Source organism: Paenibacillus sp. FSL K6-2862, from assembly GCF_038005125.1.
Taxonomy (GTDB): Bacteria; Bacillota; Bacilli; order Paenibacillales; family Paenibacillaceae; genus Paenibacillus; species Paenibacillus illinoisensis_A.
Genome location: NZ_JBBOSN010000001.1, coordinates 3,252,106 through 3,271,806, shown reverse-complemented (window position 1 = coordinate 3,271,806; position 19,701 = coordinate 3,252,106). Strand labels below are relative to the sequence as shown.

Annotated in this window: 19 protein-coding genes; 4 read left to right on the top strand and 15 right to left on the bottom strand. The window is 45.7% G+C overall.

What is annotated here, in order from left to right:
* Positions 1-97: 97 nt before the first annotated feature.
* Both MHB82_RS14890 and MHB82_RS14885 read right to left on the bottom strand, forming a co-directional pair.
* On the bottom strand, positions 98-907 hold the full coding sequence (locus MHB82_RS14890; RefSeq protein WP_341175105.1) for an MBL fold metallo-hydrolase: 810 nt from the start codon (positions 905-907) through the stop codon (positions 98-100).
* A 178-nt stretch (positions 908-1,085) separates the two neighbouring features.
* Positions 1,086-1,358, bottom strand: a complete 273-nt coding sequence (locus MHB82_RS14885; RefSeq protein ID WP_309147247.1) for a hypothetical protein — start codon at positions 1,356-1,358, stop codon at positions 1,086-1,088.
* A gap of 215 nt (positions 1,359-1,573) precedes the next feature.
* Here MHB82_RS14885 and MHB82_RS14880 point away from each other — a divergent pair, with 215 nt between their 5' ends.
* From MHB82_RS14880 to MHB82_RS14865, 4 genes are all read left to right on the top strand, one after another.
* Positions 1,574-2,809 (top strand): aminopeptidase, encoded by a 1,236-nt coding sequence (locus MHB82_RS14880; protein WP_095358024.1) that lies wholly within the window; start codon positions 1,574-1,576, stop codon positions 2,807-2,809.
* An 83-nt stretch (positions 2,810-2,892) separates the two neighbouring features.
* The gene (locus MHB82_RS14875) at positions 2,893-4,125 is read left to right on the top strand and encodes an aminopeptidase (RefSeq protein WP_341175104.1); all 1,233 of its coding nucleotides are present in this window, start codon (positions 2,893-2,895) and stop codon (positions 4,123-4,125) included.
* 207 nt (positions 4,126-4,332) lie between these two features.
* The gene (locus MHB82_RS14870; protein ID WP_341175103.1) at positions 4,333-4,923 is read left to right on the top strand and encodes an RNA polymerase sigma factor; all 591 of its coding nucleotides are present in this window, start codon (positions 4,333-4,335) and stop codon (positions 4,921-4,923) included.
* Positions 4,901-5,860 (top strand): hypothetical protein, encoded by a 960-nt coding sequence (locus tag MHB82_RS14865; protein ID WP_095358027.1) that lies wholly within the window; start codon positions 4,901-4,903, stop codon positions 5,858-5,860. Before MHB82_RS14870 ends, MHB82_RS14865 begins: the two co-directional genes overlap by 23 nt.
* A gap of 1 nt (position 5,861) precedes the next feature.
* On the opposite strand, the gene MHB82_RS14860 is transcribed toward MHB82_RS14865, so the two are convergent.
* The 13 genes from MHB82_RS14860 to MHB82_RS14800 form a co-directional block, all read right to left on the bottom strand.
* Positions 5,862-6,353 carry a hypothetical protein gene (locus MHB82_RS14860; RefSeq protein ID WP_095358028.1) on the bottom strand — a complete coding sequence of 164 codons (492 nt, stop codon included), beginning with the start codon at positions 6,351-6,353 and terminating at the stop codon, positions 5,862-5,864.
* Between the two features lie 196 nt (positions 6,354-6,549).
* Positions 6,550-8,028 (bottom strand): Lsa family ABC-F type ribosomal protection protein, encoded by a 1,479-nt coding sequence (locus MHB82_RS14855; RefSeq protein ID WP_341175102.1) that lies wholly within the window; start codon positions 8,026-8,028, stop codon positions 6,550-6,552.
* A gap of 110 nt (positions 8,029-8,138) precedes the next feature.
* On the bottom strand, positions 8,139-8,267 hold the full coding sequence (locus MHB82_RS14850; RefSeq protein WP_255247820.1) for a hypothetical protein: 129 nt from the start codon (positions 8,265-8,267) through the stop codon (positions 8,139-8,141).
* A gap of 177 nt (positions 8,268-8,444) precedes the next feature.
* Positions 8,445-9,083: a sugar O-acetyltransferase gene (locus tag MHB82_RS14845; protein ID WP_341175101.1), complete on the bottom strand. Its 639-nt coding sequence runs from the start codon at positions 9,081-9,083 to the stop codon at positions 8,445-8,447.
* Between the two features lie 15 nt (positions 9,084-9,098).
* Positions 9,099-9,911 (bottom strand): HAD-IIB family hydrolase, encoded by an 813-nt coding sequence (locus tag MHB82_RS14840; protein WP_341175100.1) that lies wholly within the window; start codon positions 9,909-9,911, stop codon positions 9,099-9,101.
* 314 nt (positions 9,912-10,225) lie between these two features.
* Positions 10,226-11,425 (bottom strand): MFS transporter, encoded by a 1,200-nt coding sequence (locus MHB82_RS14835; protein ID WP_341175099.1) that lies wholly within the window; start codon positions 11,423-11,425, stop codon positions 10,226-10,228.
* Between the two features lie 337 nt (positions 11,426-11,762).
* On the bottom strand, positions 11,763-13,079 hold the full coding sequence (locus MHB82_RS14830; protein ID WP_095287117.1) for a hemolysin family protein: 1,317 nt from the start codon (positions 13,077-13,079) through the stop codon (positions 11,763-11,765).
* Positions 13,080-13,506: 427 nt separating this feature from the next.
* Positions 13,507-15,141, bottom strand: a complete 1,635-nt coding sequence (locus MHB82_RS14825) for a sigma-70 family RNA polymerase sigma factor (RefSeq protein WP_341175098.1) — start codon at positions 15,139-15,141, stop codon at positions 13,507-13,509.
* 127 nt (positions 15,142-15,268) lie between these two features.
* Positions 15,269-15,793, bottom strand: coding sequence for a spore coat protein GerQ (gene gerQ, locus MHB82_RS14820; protein WP_095358034.1), 525 nt, complete (start codon positions 15,791-15,793; stop codon positions 15,269-15,271).
* 18 nt (positions 15,794-15,811) lie between these two features.
* Positions 15,812-16,234: a cell wall hydrolase gene (locus MHB82_RS14815; RefSeq protein ID WP_095358035.1), complete on the bottom strand. Its 423-nt coding sequence runs from the start codon at positions 16,232-16,234 to the stop codon at positions 15,812-15,814.
* 162 nt (positions 16,235-16,396) lie between these two features.
* Complete coding sequence (locus tag MHB82_RS14810; RefSeq protein WP_341175097.1) at positions 16,397-18,088, bottom strand: hypothetical protein; 1,692 nt, start codon at positions 18,086-18,088, stop codon at positions 16,397-16,399.
* Positions 18,089-18,292: 204 nt separating this feature from the next.
* The gene (locus MHB82_RS14805; RefSeq protein ID WP_341175096.1) at positions 18,293-19,042 is read right to left on the bottom strand and encodes an SDR family NAD(P)-dependent oxidoreductase; all 750 of its coding nucleotides are present in this window, start codon (positions 19,040-19,042) and stop codon (positions 18,293-18,295) included.
* A gap of 181 nt (positions 19,043-19,223) precedes the next feature.
* Positions 19,224-19,616, bottom strand: a complete 393-nt coding sequence (locus MHB82_RS14800; RefSeq protein ID WP_095287123.1) for a DUF2500 domain-containing protein — start codon at positions 19,614-19,616, stop codon at positions 19,224-19,226.
* Between the last annotated feature and the right edge of the window lie 85 nt (positions 19,617-19,701).

The following is a 19,701-nucleotide window of genomic DNA, read 5'->3' as shown; positions in this document are numbered from 1 at the left end:
AATACCAATCTGTGATATAGAACATTTTCATCATCAGGCGACAAAAAAGACAGCTGCACTGTCCGCGGCTGTCCTCCAAATGTTCATTCCATATCGTTTAATCGACATATTTACCGTGTTCCGGCACAGCATCCTGTTCAAAATCCAGATCAAGCTGCTCAAGCGATTCATGCAAAAAATCTCCTGTCAGCGAATGTCCGTGCCCCGTGACCACGATACGTGGCTCCAAGTTCCTGATCACATGAACGGATCGATGAGCCTCGTCCCAGTCCGTCGTAAAGTATGCAGGTGGGCCATGCATCTGTACATCCTGCAGCAGCACACTCCATAGCGATTCCTGTTTTACCGAAATAATCGCGTCCCCCGCGATCAGGAAACGGTCCTCCTCGCGAAAGAGCGACACATGACCAGGTGTATGTCCTGGAGTGTGGATCCAACGCCATCCAGGCATACCAGGTACCGAATGATCCTCCGGGAGGCTGAAGATGCGATCATCCAGGTTAATTGCTTCGTTCGGATAGGCAAATGACAATCTTGCCATCAGTCCCCCACCTACGGAAGGATCGGCAGGTGGATAATCTTTAAGGCCTGTTAAATAAGGTAATTCAAGTGAATGGGCAAAGACCGGCACACCCCAGAACTGTTCAAGCTCTATTACAGTACCTACATGGTCGAAATGACCATGTGTCAATATGATGGCGGACGGTGGCCCCTCAAACCGTTCTGCTGCGATCCGCACAATATGATCCGTAAATCCAGCCATCCCGGTATCCACTAGAATCCAGTTCCTGCTTCCCGGTTCACCGATGAATACTACATTAACAAATAATGTACGCAGACTGAGGATATCATGCGCGACTTCTTCAAGCCCCGTCATTCCTGCTGTGATCAGATTGTCAGATGTCATCCACGGTTACCTCCCATTCAGGCGATTGTCCCTCTGTTTGCCATCCATAGACTGCCCCTTTTTTGGATATCTATTCCCCTCATCTAATTAAAAATAGACGATGCATACCCGTTCGGGCACACACCGTCTAGTATAGTCTGTTCATTCACATAATAGAACAACTTCCTAATGTTCTGATTCATGCAGGAAAAGCATCCAAAGCCGCGTCGAGCAGCTTGTCGTATATATCGTCGTCGTTTTCGAGCAGCTCGTCCATCCGCAGAAGCTCTTCTTCATCACCGGATTGCTCCGTGAAATGGAGGCTATAATCCCAATCCTTGCCATTCTTGCTCATGAACGTTACCTCATAAATGGACTTTTCCCCTTCTGCACGAAAAACGGTTGTTCCAATATAGGATTTCTCGTCTTCCCGACGCATCTCGGCACGAATAATTTCGATATTCACCAACATACACTCCTTTAATCTCTCATCTGTAACAGGTCTACAACAATTATGGTAAACCTAGTTTGGTAATTATTATTGGTTAATTGTACAATATATATCGTAGCAACGTATACCTTATTCAAATGAAGGTCCTCGGGGGTATCCTTACATACATGATTTGAGGGCTTCATGTTCCAGTGAACGAGCTACGGAAACCTTATATTACAGGAGGAGAATATAGAATGAATAATAATTTTGAGCTTCATCTACAGCAGTACGCGGAACTAGCTGTCAAAGTGGGAGTAAACGTCCATCCTGGACAAACACTCGTTGTAAATGCACCAATCACTGCAGCACATTTTGTACGCAAGATCGTGAAGGCTGCCTATGAAACAGGTGCCAAGCTGGTCAAAGTAAACTGGAGTGATGAAACCGTAACACGTCTTCATTATGATCTCGCACCGGATGAGGCATTCTCTATCGAACCAAAATGGTTTGCGGGTGAAATGACAGAACTCGTTGAAGAAGGGGCTGCCATCCTGCATGTCATCGCGGAAAACCCTGATCTTTTAAATGGTGTGGCTCAAGAACGTATCGTCACCAGTCAAAAAGTGCGCGGAAAAGCACTGGAAAAATATCGTGCCTATCAGATGGCTGATAAATTCAGCTGGTCTATCGTTGCTGTCCCTTCCCCGGAATGGGCTGCCAAAGTATTCCCGGATCTGCCTGCGGAGCAGCAAGTGGATAGGCTATGGGATGTTATTTTCAAAACCGTTCGTATTGGCGAGCAGGATGCTGTTTCCGAATGGAAAACACATCTGCAAAACCTCGATTCTCGTGCCGATCTGCTTAATACAAAAAAATATAAGAAACTTCACTATACTGCCCCTGGAACAGATCTGACCATTGAGCTTCCAGAAGGACACATCTGGGTATCCGGTGGCAGTGTGAATGAACAGGGTCATGTCTTCATCGCCAACATGCCAACAGAGGAGGTATTTACGGCTCCGCTGAAAACGGGTGTCAATGGCACCGTTCGCAGCACCAAGCCACTCAGCTACGGTGGTAATCTGATTGATGGTTTCTCTCTTACTTTCGAGAATGGCCGTATTGTTGATTTTACTGCCGAGCAAGGACATGATGCCCTGCAAAACCTCATCGAAATGGATGAAGGTGCGCACTATCTGGGTGAGGTCGCTCTTGTTCCTCATAAATCACCGATTTCCGATACGAACATTCTGTTCTATAACACTCTGTTCGATGAAAATGCATCCAATCACTTGGCCATCGGTAATGCCTATGCATTCTGCCTGGAAGGCGGCAAAACGATGTCGAAGCAAGAACTCATCGATAATGGTTTGAACTCCAGCCTTACCCATGTGGATTTCATGGTTGGATCAGCTGACATGAACATTCACGGTGTCACTTCCGAAGGAAAAGAAGAGCCGATCTTCCTGCAAGGTAACTGGGCATTCTAATTTTTACGCTACATGGAGAGAGGAGAGTACTCCTCTCTTTTCCTGCGTAAGCAGGTAAAATTACAGATACGGAGGTCACTACCATGTTAAGTTTTGAACAAAAATTGGATCGTTATGCTGAGCTGGCAGTCAAGGTGGGGGCCAACGTACAACCCGGTCAAATTCTGGTCATCAGCGCTATGATCGATACCGCTGAATTTGTACGCCTGCTCGTTCGTAAAGCGTACGAAGCCGGGGCCAAACAAGTCATCGTAAAATATGGAGATGAAACCGTCAATCGCCTAAGATTCGAGATGGCTCCACTGGAATCATTCCAGGAGCCGCCCAAGTGGCATGCTGCGGAACTTGAAGAGCTTGCAGCGAACAACGCTGCTTTTCTGACCGTACTCTCTTCAAGCCCAGATCTGCTCAAAGGAATTGATCCTGAACGAATTTCGACCCATCAGCGTACATATGGACAAGCCATGGCCAAATACCGACAGTATCAGCAGGCTGACAAAATGAGCTGGACAGGTGTTGCCTGCCCTTCACCGGATTGGGCTGCAAAAGTGTTCCCCGACCTGCCTGCCGCTGAGCAGATGAAGCAGCTTTGGGAAGCCATTTTTGCCGCTGTCAGAGCAGATTTGGATCATCCAGTTGAAGCTTGGGAACAGCATATTGATCGTTTGGAACATAAAGCAGTTGCCCTAAATAGCAAAAAGTATAAAGCACTCCATTTTGTCTCCCCTGGAACGGATCTGACGGTTGAACTACCTGAAGGTCATATCTGGGCACAAGCAGGAAGTGTAAACGAACAAGGGACTCGCTTCGTAGCTAATATTCCGACAGAGGAAGTATTTACTGCTCCTAGCAAACATGGCGTCAACGGTACAGTGTCCAGCACCAAACCGCTGAGTTATGGCGGAAGTATTATCGATCGCTTCTCTCTCACATTTGAGAATGGACGAATCGTTGATTTTCATGCGGAAGAAGGTCAGGATACGCTGGAAAGATTAATCAACATGGATGAAGGATCTCACTATCTTGGCGAGGTTGCACTTGTACCCTTCCATTCTCCGATCTCCGAGAGCGGCATTCTATATTACACGACGCTGTATGATGAGAACGCCTCATGCCACCTCGCGATCGGCAGTTCCTATGCCTTCAATATGGAAGGCGGAAAAACCATGTCCTCCGAAGAACTTGCTTCTCGTGGCATGAATTCCAGCATCACGCATGTAGACTTCATGATGGGTTCTCCGGAAACCAACATTTATGGCATTACGGCAAACGGAGAACGGGAAGCAGTCTTCCTGAATGGAGATTGGGCATTTTAAGCTTTTTCAATGAATAATCACGTTGTATCGATATTTTAAGGCTGTCTTGCAGACCAGAATGACTGGTGTGGCGGGCAGCCTCTTTAGGTTTCGGCGTGCACCTTTCTAAGGTTGTCTTAACAACCTCCCATTGTATCGTTTCCATATAATGTTGTAAAATGAAATGATACCAATGTTTGTGGACTGTTCACCAGAAAGGAGAACATCATGGCCAATCGGCTCCAATTACTCTTGGCCTCAGATTTCCATAATTTGAGCCCTTCACTTCAGGAAGAAGTGTATTACGAATACTATAATATGGTTCATGGACTCATCGTTTATATCATCAAGGAACGTGCTGCAGCAGAAGACATTATTCAGGAAGCATTCATTAAAATTATTAAAAACAAACCCTCTTTCGAGAACGAAGTCAAACTGAGAGCCTGGCTTAAGGTCGTCACCCGGAATACCGCCATTAATTATCTTAGAAAAAATAAAAATAACCGTAACCAACTGGATACGGATAGTGTTTTTATAGATATGGAGACGATCAATCAGACGGCAGCTTCCGTAGAGAGTACCGTGGAGACACAAATGATGCAGGAATCTATTGAGTTCTATCTGGAGCAACTTAAACCCGAATACCGGGTATTAATAGAGCTGCGCTGGAAAGAAGGTATGTCCTATCGGGAAATGGCTGAGCTGCTGGACACTTCGGAAGAAATTGTGAAACAACGTTTGTTCAGGGCCCGAGGCAGTATCAAGAAGCAATTACATAAGGAATGGGGTGGGACCATTGAGCAAAGGCAAGTCAGATAGACATATTGAGCACTATCATACAGAGCAAGAAGAAGAGTATTTTGATGCCGCCTTTGATCTGGCCTTTGATGAGGCTTTCAATCAGGCTCTCTCTGCTCCCCCTGCCCCTGACTCCCAGCAGATGCATCAATCCTGGCTCCGTGTTCAAAAGGAAATTACCCGGATTGCTGTCAGAAAGAAAAGAATGCGTACCTTGAAATTGTCCGTTGTGGTTGCTGCCTCCCTAACGATTGGTGGCGTCATTTTCAGTCTGCCATCCGGAACGCAGGCCGTGTCCCCTTTTGTTCAGTCAATCAAGGATTGGGGCAATGGTATGAAATCCATCATTATTGAAGATCGCACCGCACAGCTTGGCGCAGATCCTTCTACGGCCAAAACACTCCCACCGCCTGAACCCGGACTTAACGAAGCTCCTATAATTGCTACTGGCGAGGAGGCCGAGGAGTTGCCAAAACAAACCGTGGAGAAAGACATTTTATTTGATGATATCGTCGTAACGGAAGAAATAGCCCGCTCGGGATTCAATGGTGACTTTTTATTGTCAAGAGCTATACCCGAGCGTTTTAAAGAGATAAAATTTGAACTTACCGTGAATCCTGAAATTCCGGTCGATTCAGATGAGTATTATAAATCCGATCGTATGAGAGTCCGCTACACGGGTGAGAGCGTGAATGGTGAAGAACAAATTATTCAATTTGATTATTACCATGTTAAGCCTGGGCAGGTCATCCAAGGGACTATGCTTCGTGAAACCAGTGTAGTCAAATTAGCTGACGGTAGTGATGCTTTTGTATCCATCGGCCCGCCATATAATACGTTTCAGTGGATGATGGGTTCGGTCAACATGAGCTTGTTTGGAACGGTCACGAAGGAAGAAATGATTGCCATTGCCAATGACCTGCAGGAACAAAAATTCCCTGGCAGCACGAGACAATGAATTAAAATAAGACATTATTAGAAATATGGATTGTATTTTCAGAATTCGTTCCGTCATTCGCCGTATGTGTGCTAACGACCCGGTAGTAATAACCTGTGATCACCGTCCAGCTCGACTGTGCCGACAGGGATTGTGTTTGTGTTTTACTTTTGGTACCAGACCGATACGTCACCCAATTTGAGCCCGTCCAGCGTTCCAGCCGGTAATCCACCTGAAGTGATTTCATTTCCTTGTAAGTTGTTGTAGATGTACTGACGTTTGCTGTCAGCCCTCCTCCCGGAGAAACGTTCCCTGCTGCCTGATATATATACTTGAGAGCTGCCAGGGAGTGAACAATTTGCTCCTCCGGCGGTGGTGGTGCGGTGAGTGCACCAGATGCAATGTTAGGACTAGCTGCGGCAGTGCTGCCAACGGGAATGGATAGAAGTGCAGGCACCGATAATGCAGCAACAAGGGTAATTTTCAAAATGGATGACAGACTCATTTTCAACATATGTATTCCTCCTCCAATGTCATATTTGATTTTGTGTAAGGTATAACGGACGGAGGAGGTTATCGGTTTCAAAAATAAAAAAGACGCTCCGACTTTCCTGTCGGCAGCGTCTTTTCTTACTGTGAATTCTGCAGCGTGAGTGAAACCTAAATATTTTCCATTCCGTATAGGCTATAAAGAGTCACATCCACATTATTCATAACTCAATGATACTCGTGGCAATATTCGAGCAAAATTCGCTGTCATGTTCCACAAAAAGAAGTGTTGGCGAGTGCTCAAGCAGCAAGTCTTCAATTTGCATACGGGAAATGACATCAACAAAATTAAGTGGTTCATCCCAAACGTGCAAATGTGCTTCCTCACTGAGGCTTTTGGCAATCAGTACTTTCTTTTTTTGTCCCGCACTAAACGTTGAAATATCCTTATCCAGCTGCAGCCTGGAGAAATCCAGTTTCCGTAATATTGATTTGAAGAGACTTTCATCAATGCCCTGTGTCATCGCGTACTCGGATAAGCTTCCCGCCAGACCCGAGGTATCCTGTGATACATACGATATTTTGACCTGCGGATCTTTGCGAAGTTGACCTGTGTAGGCAATATCCTCCCCGCAAATCAATTTAAGAATGCTTGATTTACCTGAACCATTCTTACCGTAGAGAGCGATTCGGTCTCCTTTTTCAACCGTTAAATAAATATCCTTACAAACGATATTGGAGCCATATGCAATCGACACATTTTCCAATTGGACTATTTCATTTTTATGAAACTCCAATTGATGAATTTGCAGACGCTCTGCACTTTCGATATTTTTGAGAAGTTTGGACTTTTCTTGAATGGCAGATTGCTGCCGTTGTTCGATGTTTTTGGACCGCTTCATCATTTTGGCAGCCTTATGGCCAATGTAGCCTTTATCCACTTTCGAACCGGAGTTCCTAGTCCCATTTTTGGACTTTTCGACTTCATGTGACCAACCACCCGTTCGTTTGGCGGAGTCGGATAAGCGTTTAATGTCTTTCTGTAACTTTTCGTTGCTTGCAAGCTCATACTGATCCTGTCTCTTCTTATTCTCCCACCAGGCGGAAAAATTGCCTTTTTGAATCTCGATGTTCGTTTTATTGATCGAAAGAATATGGTCTACGCTGTGATCCAGGAAGGATCTATCGTGTGATACGAGAATAAAACCACTTTTTCTGCTTAGATAGCTGCTGACGAGCTTTCTGGCATGCATGTCGAGATGATTGGTGGGCTCATCAATAAGCAAAAATTGATTTTCCTTCATGAATAAGGCAGCCAGCATGACTTTCGTTTGTTCTCCATTGGATAGGGAATCGAATGGTCGATAAAGCACGTCTTCGGAAACCTTCAATAGGTTAAGCTCCCGTACCAGTTCCCAATGCTGATAGTCTGGATAAACGTCACTGATCACATCAAGCGTCATCGAGTCTTTATGCTCAACAGGAAAAGGGAAGTACTCAAAATCAACATGGGCTGAGATGGTGCCACTATATTCATATTTACCAAGCAAAAGGTTGAGGAAAGTCGTTTTCCCTCTCCCGTTTCTTCCGGTAAAGCCTAATTTCCAGTCGGAGTCCAATTGAAAACTCACATTTTCGAAAATATTATCGTAACTGCCGTCATAGGCAAAAGTCAGGTTTGATACGTTTATCATTGACATAAGGGATCATCCTTTTCATTTATATTCTGATGTTAAATAAATGAGGTTATGATCATGACATGATTCCCTTATTGTATCCACTCTCGGATGAATCCAAGCAAAAAAGAAACTCAAAGCCAGGTAAATCGTTGCGTGGATAGATAAAGCTCCGAATTCCGATTCATGATTTGGTGAACCATGCCAATGTTCATATCCAGTGACAGGTTCACATAAACATCTACAACCTCTAATTCAGTCATAACTCTATCCCCCTTTATAATCGAATGTTTCAACTTTCAGATACAGAAAACTTAACATGGATGGGATTCGTGGGTCAAGGATAAGGGTTCGGAGTTCCCAGAACGGTAAGTACGCAGCAAAGGGAACCAGTTCTTATCCAGGTCTGGACAAGCACTTGCTCCCTTTAGAATGGATTTCTATTCTATAACACGGCAATCCGCCATGATTTCCGGTTTATAACGCATGCTGTCTGCTTCTGTAATTTTGCGAATGACTCTGCAGGGGACACCTGCTGCGAATGAGTCTGCTGGAATGTCCTGGGTTAATACACTTCCGGCACCGATAACACAACGGTCTCCGATGGTAACTCCTCCGCATACCGTTACATTAGCAGATAGCCATACATCGTTTCCGATCGTTACGGGTTTGGCGTAACACAAAGACTTCGGATCACCGTTCTGATCAAACATTTGCCGGCGTTCAGAAGCGATAAACGGGTGAATGGGAGTAACAATAGTTACATTGGGACCAAAACTGGTATAGTCTCCAATGGTTACCTTGGCATCGTCCTGAATCGTTAGATTGTAGTTGGCAAAGAAATGATTACCGATCTCTGTGTGAACACCATAATGAAAGAATACAGGCCCTTGAATGAAGCAGGATTCGCCTTTGCGACCAAGGAGCTGTGTCAGAATCGCTTCACGTTCCTCTGCCTGATCCTCGAACATCTGGCTGTATTGATGGCTTAAGTTGTGCGAACGAAGTTTGATGGCCTTTAGTTCCGGATGGCTGGGACTGAATAAAATCCCGTTTAATATCCGTTCTTCCTCAGTCATGTTTTCAACTCCCAATCAATTCACGTTTTTTTGAAGGTCCATACAGTCTTGGATAGTCAGCAGAACACCGTTCTCTTCGTTGGATTTTGTAATAAAACGCGCTGCTCTTTTGGTATTCTCACAAGCATTGCTGACGGCAAAGCTGTATTTGGCAATAGCCATAAGCTCTACATCATTCTCTCCGTCCCCAAAGGACATCGTTTCTTCATAAGTGACGCCGAGCAGCTCCTGCAATTTTTTAACCGTTTCTCCTTTATGCGTATGCAGGGCCGTGATATCAAGCCACTTGGGTTCTGAATCCACAATATAGATTTGGCCGCCAAGTGTCTTTTCTACATGTTTCCTTAGGGCACTACTCCGTTCATTGATATCGTATACTGTTATTTTGATAAAGCGGCTGTCGATCTCATCGAAAGATTCAATCTTCTTAACCTGTTCGTATGAGCTTTTAACCACGTTGTACATCTCCTCTGGGATGGAAGAATGAACATATGCTGCATCGCTTGCACATACTATGAGGGTCAGGTCTGGAGCAAAACGTTGTATCGATTCAATGCTTTGTAAAGCAAGTTCTCGTTCAATGCTGAATTCTTTTACGACTTCCCCATCTTTCTTGATTCTGGCTGCACTATCTCCAAGGACCCATATCCCCTTGCCATGTTCTCCAAACAACTTCTCTACCCGTTCACACTGTTTTCCTGTGCATGCCACAAAGGTCATTCCTTGTTTCTTCATTTCTGCATGCACTTTGTTGAATAATTCAATATCGAATAATCCCTTGTTATTGAGGAACGTTCCATCTAAGTCAGTTACAACAAGTTTAATCATGTAGCAATCCCCTCTTTGTTTAAAGATAATTTATAACACTTTTCACACCCGCTTTATAATGTATGTTTATAAAGAGGGCAGAAACATAGGATGATCATGTTCTCACGGAATCGGTATGCAATTAGACTACATAACAAGCGTAATCCATGTAACTGGTTTCATGTCAACCCACTTTTTAACGACCGTACATCCGTCACTCGAACCAATCATCGACGGAGCGCATCGGTTTCACTTCCATAGACTGTTTCGACAACGCTAAACACGCATAGGCTGAGGCCCAGATGATAACAGCTAAAATAACATATGCCATTTTCTCACCTCCCCACATTCTGAGATCTTAGAAGTATGCGATTCACGGTTTCCGCGCTAAATAACATCAATATGAGCAGCACAAGCACGACAACCGGAAATGAATCTGTACTGGTCTTCGCTGCAAGAAACCCAAAAAGCGGAGGAAGCAGCGTCGTACCGCTATAAGCGACAGCCATCTGGTATCCCATTAACTTGACGGAGTTCTCTTTCCCGAAGCGAGCCGGCGTTTCATGCAAAAGTCCAGGGTAGATTGGAGCAAGACCCAGCCCGACTAAAATAAAACCTGCTACCGAAAATGATGAAGGAAGCGGAAGCAGTAAAAGGAGTCCTCCGAGGATCGTGATCCATTGCCCATAGCGAATCAATAATCGATTCTGGACTCTTAACGAGATAAAACCTGTAATGAACCTGCCAAACGTGATACCTCCGTAATAAAGAGAGATCCAGCCCGCGGCCATCTCTGCCGAAATGCTTCTCGTTCCAACCAAGTAACTGGCTCCCCATAAGCCCATTGTAGTTTCAACCCCGCAATAAAGCAGAAAAGCGAGCAATGAGGGCTTAACGCCTCTTAATTTCAAGACGTTCCCTGGCATACGTATTTCCGAATTTGTCTCGTTATCGGTCATAATTGTTGGTGCGGTCTCACGCAATGCAGCTACCCTTTTCCAAAACGGCAGCGTTAACAGAAGTACGATAACCAGTACGAACTGGATGACACCAACTGCAGCATAACCGCCTCTCCAAAAGTTCTGATCCGCTATATAACCAGCCATGATGATTGGGCCCATGGTAGCGCCAACGCCCCAGAAGCAATGCAGCCAGTTCATATGATGCGCTTGGTAATTTGCAGCGACGTAATGATTCAACGCTGCATCCACGGCTCCTGCGCCAAGGCCAAGCGGAACGGCCAAGATCATAAACCATATCATGGACGGTGCCATGGAAAATCCAATCAACGAAATTGCGGTTAGCAAACAGCTGAACAATGTAATGTTACCTGTGCCCATTTTTTGTATCATTTTCCCACTTGCCAGACTGGAGACGATGGTGCCTGCGGCAATAATCATGGAAATGAGACCTGCTGAGCCTACGGAGGAACCTATTTCCGGCCATATGACCGGCCATGCAGATCCAAGCAGTGAATCCGGAAGTCCCAGGCTTATAAAAGCCAGATAGATTACGATGAGAAACCAGGTTGCCATCTTTGTAACTCCTCTCTTGATGTAGTCGATCATTCGGATTAATAAATATACTTTATAAAGTGTTTAAGTTAAATATGCGGGATATGGTATTCCTTTGTCAATACTCATCCTATGAGCAAAATCAGATATAATTATTACTTTAATCCAAATCCAGAAAACTGTAACATTTAATCTAGCCTGCACGGAATGTTCCATAGGGAGAACAGCCATACCGAGCTTAATATCATGCACCTCAGCCTAAGGTTTTGAAATCTTATAAGCATGAAAAAAGCAGCCCAGGATGAAATATCATCCTAGACTGCTTCGAATAACTCTCTCTGGAATGAAGCAGCTAAGCTTAAGCCCCTTCTTCCTCAACCAACATTTCAAGCTTAATTACATTTACCCGTGAAATCCGCTTATGCTCCGTCTCCTGAATGACGAAAACATATCCTCCATATTCAACCGATTGACCGACTTCAGGCGGAATCGTCTCCACTCTGGAGTACAGCCAGCCACCAATCGTGTCATAGTCGCTCCGATCCATATCCAGTTCGAATCGCTCACTGACTTCTTCAATCAGCATCATGCCATCAATGGAGTATTCCATCTCATCCACTTTCTCAATGGCAGGACGCTCCTGATCGAACTCATCCTGAATCTCGCCCACGATCTCTTCCATAATATCCTCCAGCGTTACCATTCCTGAAGTTCCGCCGTATTCATCAATCAGAATGGCAATCTGTGTCTTGCTGCGCTGCATACGCTTCAGCAGATCACTGATTGGCGTCGAATCGGGAACAGCGAGAATTGGTCGGATTACAGAAATGGTATCTGTGAGCTGGGACCGCATCAGGTCTTTGATGTGAATAAAGCCGATAATGTGGTCCTTGTCACCGTTATAGACGGGATAGCGGGTTCGCATGCTTTCACTGGCGATTTCCAGATTTTCTAGCATGGACTGATTGGCGTTCAGACAGATCATTTCCGTCCGCGGAATCATAATTTCACGGGCAGTTGTTGCCGTAAAATCAAATATATTATCAACAAGCGCCAATTCAGTATTGTCAATTAAACCGCTCTTATTGCTTTCTTTCATCAGAATACGAATTTCATCTTCACTATGTGCCGAGTCATGCTCCGAAGCAGGTGCCATTCGAAACAATCTCAGCAGGCTGTTTGCCATGCCATTCAAAGCCCAGATAAAAGGATACATCAATTTGTAAAAGAACGTAAGCAGTACCGCAGACCATAACGTGACCGTCTCCGATTTGCGGATTGCCATCGTCTTGGGAGCAAGTTCCCCGAGTACAATATGCAAAATCGTAATAATAACAAATGCAATCACAATCGAAATTCCGTGTACATATACCGGGCCGAGTCCAAACGCGGTAAACATGGGCTCAAGCAAGTGTGCAATGGCAGGCTCTCCGAGCCAGCCGAGTCCCAGGGAAGCCAGCGTTATGCCCAATTGGCACGCAGACAGATAGGCATCCAGGTTACGTACAATATTGGAAGCATAGATGGCTCTTTTGTTGCCTGCTTCCACCAAAGCCTCAATTCGGCTGCCGCGAACTTTTACCATCGCGAATTCTGCCGAGACAAAAAAACCGTTCATCAAAACAAGCAAAGCAATTAAAAATAAATTTAATATACTCGGTAAGGGGTCACTCAAATTGTCATCCTATTCGCCGTCATTCTTCGGCAAATAGGTCCACCTCCTTCGAAAATGTAGGATATTAGCCATTCTGCCGCTCATATGCAGGTTCAACTTCCCAATGCTTCCACCTCCTTCTGGATTGTGTCGAATAAAAGGATATGCTTCTTTTATTATATAACTCTAAACTACACAGTCAATCCGTGTCCTATGACAACGAAATGATGCTAACCAGCAAATTACTTTACAAAGGTAGCGAATACGCCGTCTTATTTACATTTGCTAACTGACTATGTTGAACAAATCTCATACAGGTTTATTGTTTATATCTCGTGCTCGGTGGGTGTCAAAATTGAATTCCAAGTAAAATGTAAAAAGAGTATTCCCCTGGATATCCTCAATAGGGGAATACTCTTTTATGGTACTGCGATTTAAGGACATAACCTTATGTGCTTATTTTGACAGGGAAACGGGACGCCGTATCCCATCGCCAATGAGGTTCTTCGCCTTGTGCGTTCCACAAACCTCCAATCCACATTTCGTCTTTTCTTAATTCTGCATAGTCTGCTTCTTCAGCGAGTACCTGGATGCCGAGCTCAGTCAGAGACAAGACTGCATTACGGAAATGTTCTTGGTGCTGGGTGAAATCAGGGAACGTGTTTGCTCCGCTAATCTGTAGTAGAGCATGGGGGTCATTGGTCATTCTTCTCAGATGTGCCCAATATTCCAAGTCTCCCATTCCCAACACATGCAGCCGCTCACTCACATGCTTAAAGAGTGGATATGGATGATCAACACCTTGACTCACAGCTTCCAGAGTCGCTTGTTCAATTGCACCCAGACCATTGGACTGTGAAGGCAGGCGGGTCAAGTGAGCTTCAAATGCAGTATGCGCAAATGGGAGAACCGTATTGTTTTGTTTTAAATAATCCATGTGATCCTGAATATCGGAAGAGGTGTACGCTAGCCAGAACTGACTTCCCGCCTTAATCTCCTCCGTCCCCATGACATGCCACGTACCAGACAAACGTCCGATCTGTCCGGGGGTAAGCTGGCCCAGTCCCCGAAAGTTCTCTATTCCCGGATAAGCATCAATACATAATAGATTCAGCTTGGTATCCCCAAGCGATTGATCATTAAAAACATGCAGCAGATAAGATAACATCGTCTGATCATAGAGATCATATTCAAACCAGAGTACAATCTCCTTGTACTGATGAAACGCATGCAGCTTTCGCTCCAGTTCCGCAATTTGCAGATATTCCGTCTGGGGAATCCCTAATTGCTGTTCCAGATAGGCAGCGCGCTTGCTTCTCTCCAACTCGTTCCCCATATCTTGGACGACAGGACCAAAGGTGTAAAGTTCCCGCCAGACCATAACCTCTCCTTCGATCCCGCTTTGCCGCAAACGATCTGCAGCATGATCCCCATTGGTAATATGCAGCATGCCTTTGCCCCCTTCATAAAGTTCATTAAATACGGTTATAACGTCCGCCACAGGTAATCTGCGCCTCAGCTTCGCCCTGGCATCGAACAGTCTTTTCTTCAATGCCGGAACAGATACGCTAAGGAAATCGGAAATTTCCTTAAGCGAATATCCCTGAAAATAGAACACGTCCACGACATGCTGCATGGATAACGGCAGACTGGATATGGAATCGCGAAGAATCCGATACCGTTCCTTTTGCAAAACAAGCTGTTCAGGGTTGTCCCTCTCTTCGCTCGAATCGATGTTGTACATTAACTCCTGTTCAGGGGAAGTGCTGTGCTGCTTGCGCCTTAACCAACGGTAGCACTGCCGTTCAACAATCACTTTGAACCATCCTGGAAAGGCTTCGGCTGTCTCCAGCTTCGACAGATTAGCGAATGCTTCTGTGAACGCCTCCTGTACAATATCTTCAGCCCAGAAAGCATCCTCCAGTTTGTTATAAGCTACAGCAAGCGCCATTCCGCGGAACTGTTTCATTAATTGCTCATAAGCCTCAGGCTCGCCCCGGATGGCTCCCTCAATCCACTCGTTCAATGATGTAAACTCCTCTCTGCGAGCGTCTTGCTCAGCCTGTATATGTATAAGTGCCATGATTGCGAGTAAAGGTTACTATAATCTCCATTATAACGAAAAAAAACTGTCCCACTTGTGGATTTCATTCCACATGCGGGACAGCCTGGTTAAACATTTTGTATGGAGACCCCCCTGTTACAACGAATTAGAATCTGCTTGGAGCTTGAGGAAAGTTTCCGATAACGCCTGGATATTGGTACAACAATGGCTCATCAAACGTAGCATAATCGAAGTTAACCATTAACAGCATAATACGTCTTCCTGTTTTTGGATCGCTGATAATGATATGGTCCCGTCCAGCAGCTTCAATGACTCCTTGAAAAATGCGGGCATTCCATTCCTTGTTACCTTCATATGTCATGTAGAACGTTCCAAATTTACCGAGGTTCAGGCGCAGGATATTTTCGATGTATGATTGTTCAAACTGCGGCGCAGTTGTCGTTACAACTCCACCTGTTGGCGTCATTGGACTGCCGCTGGATACAAGCGGTGGTACGCTTGTAGAGCTTGGAGAAACCATGCTTGGTGAAACCATACTTGGAGAAACCATGCCTGGTGTTGGTGACATCGAAGGCGCGCCGTTACCGATTTTGTAGGATGTTCCTTGAACTTGCGAGTTGGCTTGTTGACCCATTGCCTGTGTTGTTGGTTGATATGGTTGATTAATCATTGTAATTCCTCCTAAAATTTAATAAACTTCCGGACAATCTTCACCTGTCGGACTGAAAAAACAGTGCGCTTTGAAACGGCCCGTATTTTGCTGGTTATACCACGTTGCAGGACAGTCGCCTACAGGTCTGAAAAACCAAAGGGCATTGCTGGCTGGCCAAATCCGTTCTCCATTGATTACACGTTGTGCCAAACGAATCTCGGATTGTCTTGCCCGCTGATAGAAGTAGCCTTTTTGCGTCGATTCGAACCCACCGGGATTTTGAAATACCATGCGGTTAATATCACGAATATCCCCAAAATCCAGACAGTCAACCAGTACCCGGTTCACACCCACATTACCTACAAGCAGCATGCCCTGTACGCCGTCACCTTCAGCCTCTGCCCTCATAAGCCTTGCCAGCAGCCTGACGTCTTCTGAGTTGGCTTTAATAACAGCCATAGTCTGTTTCCTCCCTTGCTTCAGCTCTCTTCATCACCGTACATCGTATTGTGCAGGAGCCTATTCGGTGACACGAATCCAACTTTTTTCCACAAAAAAATCCCGGAACCTCACCCCATGTGAAGTCCCGAGAACAAACATTTCCTATATAACCAGCCCAATTTAAGGCTTGGCATTAATCCAGTAATCGTACGCATGTACCATGTTACCTTGGTAGGCTTCATAAGCCTTCAGCAGTTCAGGCAGCTTCGCAAGCTGCTGTTCCATCTCGGCAGCACCTTTTTCGTAAAATGAGATATGTGCGCCTTCGTGATTCTCTTTCATTTCTACCGAAATCAGCAGCGGTTTACCTAAACGGTCGGCGATTTCCATCTCCTGACTGACCACTGCCGCAATGCCATTGGACCCTTCAGCGTTGTTACGGAAAGCCATGAGAGAGACATGATCCAATGTGCGGATCATAAATTCACTAACAGACATGTCCTGTCCAGGCAAAGGGGAGCTATCCAGCCACACGGCCAGATCGGCACTGGTCTCCAAACTGCTGTCCTTCTTCGTTTCTTCCTGGAAAAAAGAGATATTGGCAGCCCACTCTGTCAAAAGTGCATCCCGGTCGGAATTCCATTCCGGCAGTGTGTAGGGCTCGATATCCAGGTGAATGCCTTTGAATCGCTCTTCGGGTTCAACTTCGGCATTATAATTTTTCACATAATTGATCAGTCGCTCGATCCGTGGTCTGTTCTCGGATCTACCCCAGATGGGATGACCGCCCATGGCGTGAATTTCAATCCCTTGTGCCTGGGCTCGTTTAACAAAACTGCGGTAACTTGAGTAGGGCTGGTCCAGATCAAGCCGGACATATAAAAAGTTAATATGCTGTGCTGCGGCGAATTCAAGAATATGCTGACCGCCATCATCCGTCACCTGCGAGGCCTCCCAGATGTAAGTTCCGCGAATCTCAGGCTGTAAGGTTGGCTTCTCCGGCACAGGCTGTTCTTCAGGTTCAAGCTGTCCCCAGTATACGATATCATGTACGGCAGAACCGGCATATGAAGCGTGATTACGTAACGATTCCGCAACCTCTGCCAAGACACTCTCCAGCTGCGCTGCTCCCTTTCCGGCAAAAGTCGTAAACTCTTCACCAGGCATCGGCTTCGTATTTACGCCAACGGTGACTGACGCACCGCTGGCATCGGCCCAATTCATCTCCTGTTCAATGAGTTGAATAATGCCGTTATTCCCTTGTGCGTTATCGCGGTAAGCTAGTAAAGTGACATGATTGAACTGTTCCATGAACCAGCGTGATAACGGCAGGTTATCTGTATCATCTGTTGTTTTTGTACCAGCGATCGTATAAGAATCCAGCCAAAATGGCAGATCCACATTAATGTCGATGGCACCATTTGCCTCGACCTGTTCAAGCAACAATTTCATATTCGCTACCCATGACTGAACCAAAGACTCTGAATCGTCTTTCCATGCAGGCAGAACATAGGGTTTGATATCCAGATGGATGGCATCAAATCGTTCTTCTGCAGCAGCTCCCTGATTATAATCGGAAACCCACGCAGCCAAACGGAGCATTGGCGCTTCACGGCCCTGAATGGCCCATGATGGGTCCCCTCCAAGTGCTTCAACAGCAATACCCACATCACTGGCTTTGGATATAAACGTGCGATATACCTCATCCGAGATATTCATATCCACGTTCACATAGAGTCTGTTAATCTTATGTTTAGCTGCGTTAGCCAGCAGCTCGTCTCCTCCATCATCTTGGACAGACTTGGCCTGCCATACCCAGGCTGCCCGTATGTCGCCCGTGTCTGCCTCCACAGGCGAAGCCATTCCTGTCATTATGATCCCTCCAATCAGCAGTAATAAGCCAATGATCTTCCGGGATGAATTCCCGAACATATACTCCCTCCATTCTTGTTCTGTTGTAAAATCACATTCATTATAGCAATCGATTTCTGAATTTCAAATAAGCCCAAGTGCTTAACTTGGGCTTACGGATGCTGGAGCATTCAATTTGTACAACAGATCGAGGGAATCCCGGTTCTAGTCCTCATATATCATTTTTCGAGTCATGCCCCCATCAATCATCAGATTGGTCCCAGTGACAAAGGTATTGCTTGGATCCGACAAATATAAACATGCGCGGGAGATATCCGAAGGGACGCCTACGCGTCCTGCAGGATGCTGTTCATGATCTTCCGGCTTCAATTCGTCCACATTGCCTGTCTCAATCCATCCCGGACTGATACAATTGACCCGAATACCGTCCTTGCCAAGTGAGACCGCCATCGCATGTGTCAAGGCCACAATGGCTCCTTTGGACGCTGCATAGGCCTCTGTCTCAGGTTCAGACATAAACGCACGTGTCGATGCCATATTAACAATAGCGCCTCCATCTTCATTTTGTTTCATATGTTTGGCCGCTTCACGGCTTGCGAGAAAGCAGCTTCTTACATTCGTATTAAGCACATCGTCCCATTCCTCCAAGGTCAGCTCGTACGGAGACTTCCACCTGGCTACACCGGCATTGTTCACCAGGATGTTAATCTGTTTGAATTCTTCGATGGTTGTGCGAATCAAATTCGTTATATCCTGCTCCTTGCGAACATCGCACTGAACGAAGATGGCTTCACCGCCTTCATTGCGAATCGAAGCAGCAGCAGCGGCTCCTTCCGCCTCCTGATAATCGGCAAGTACAACTTTGGCACCAGCAACCGCGTAAGCTTCGGCAACGCTGCGTCCGATCCCCTGAGCTGCTCCCGTAACAACAACGACTTGATCTGTAAATGACATCATGAACTCCTCCTCTATTAAGACGCTTCTGTCATCACATACGAATATGTTGAATCAAGAAACCTTATTGTTATAAAGACCCTCTCCTTATATAAAAACACGATACCACCTTTAAGAAACGCTTGTCCAAGAAAATTAACATTAAAAAAAGCTTACGCCACTATGGCGCAAGCCAGCCGGATTATCCGCGTACACGTTCTGAATACAGGCGGTTGTAGCGCTCGAAGCCTATATACCGTGTTCCCTTGAAGGAAAGACGGCCTTCATCTCCTTCGGAGCACAATCCGTACTCTTCTCCGTTCACCTTGAACTCGAGGCGATCTCCGCTCTCTACTTCAAAGGTAATGTAATACAGCGTACGGGCTGAACTGCCTGGTTCAGCTTGCGACTGACTGATCTGCATCCTTCTGCCCGTTATCCGCGAAGGTACGGTAAGCAGAGGCTCTGCGTTGTTGCGCCCCCATCTCCATACTTCTTTCCCCACAGACAGAAGAACAATACCTATAATCAGAACAAATACGACTGGAAAGACGGTTCCGAAAAAATCAAACATCCAGGATGATTCAATGCCCATGTCTCTCCCCTCCGTTCTTACACCTAGGACAGCCAGAGTCTTGACCCGTCTCCTGTACATGTATATGCGCGAGTAATATGGAACT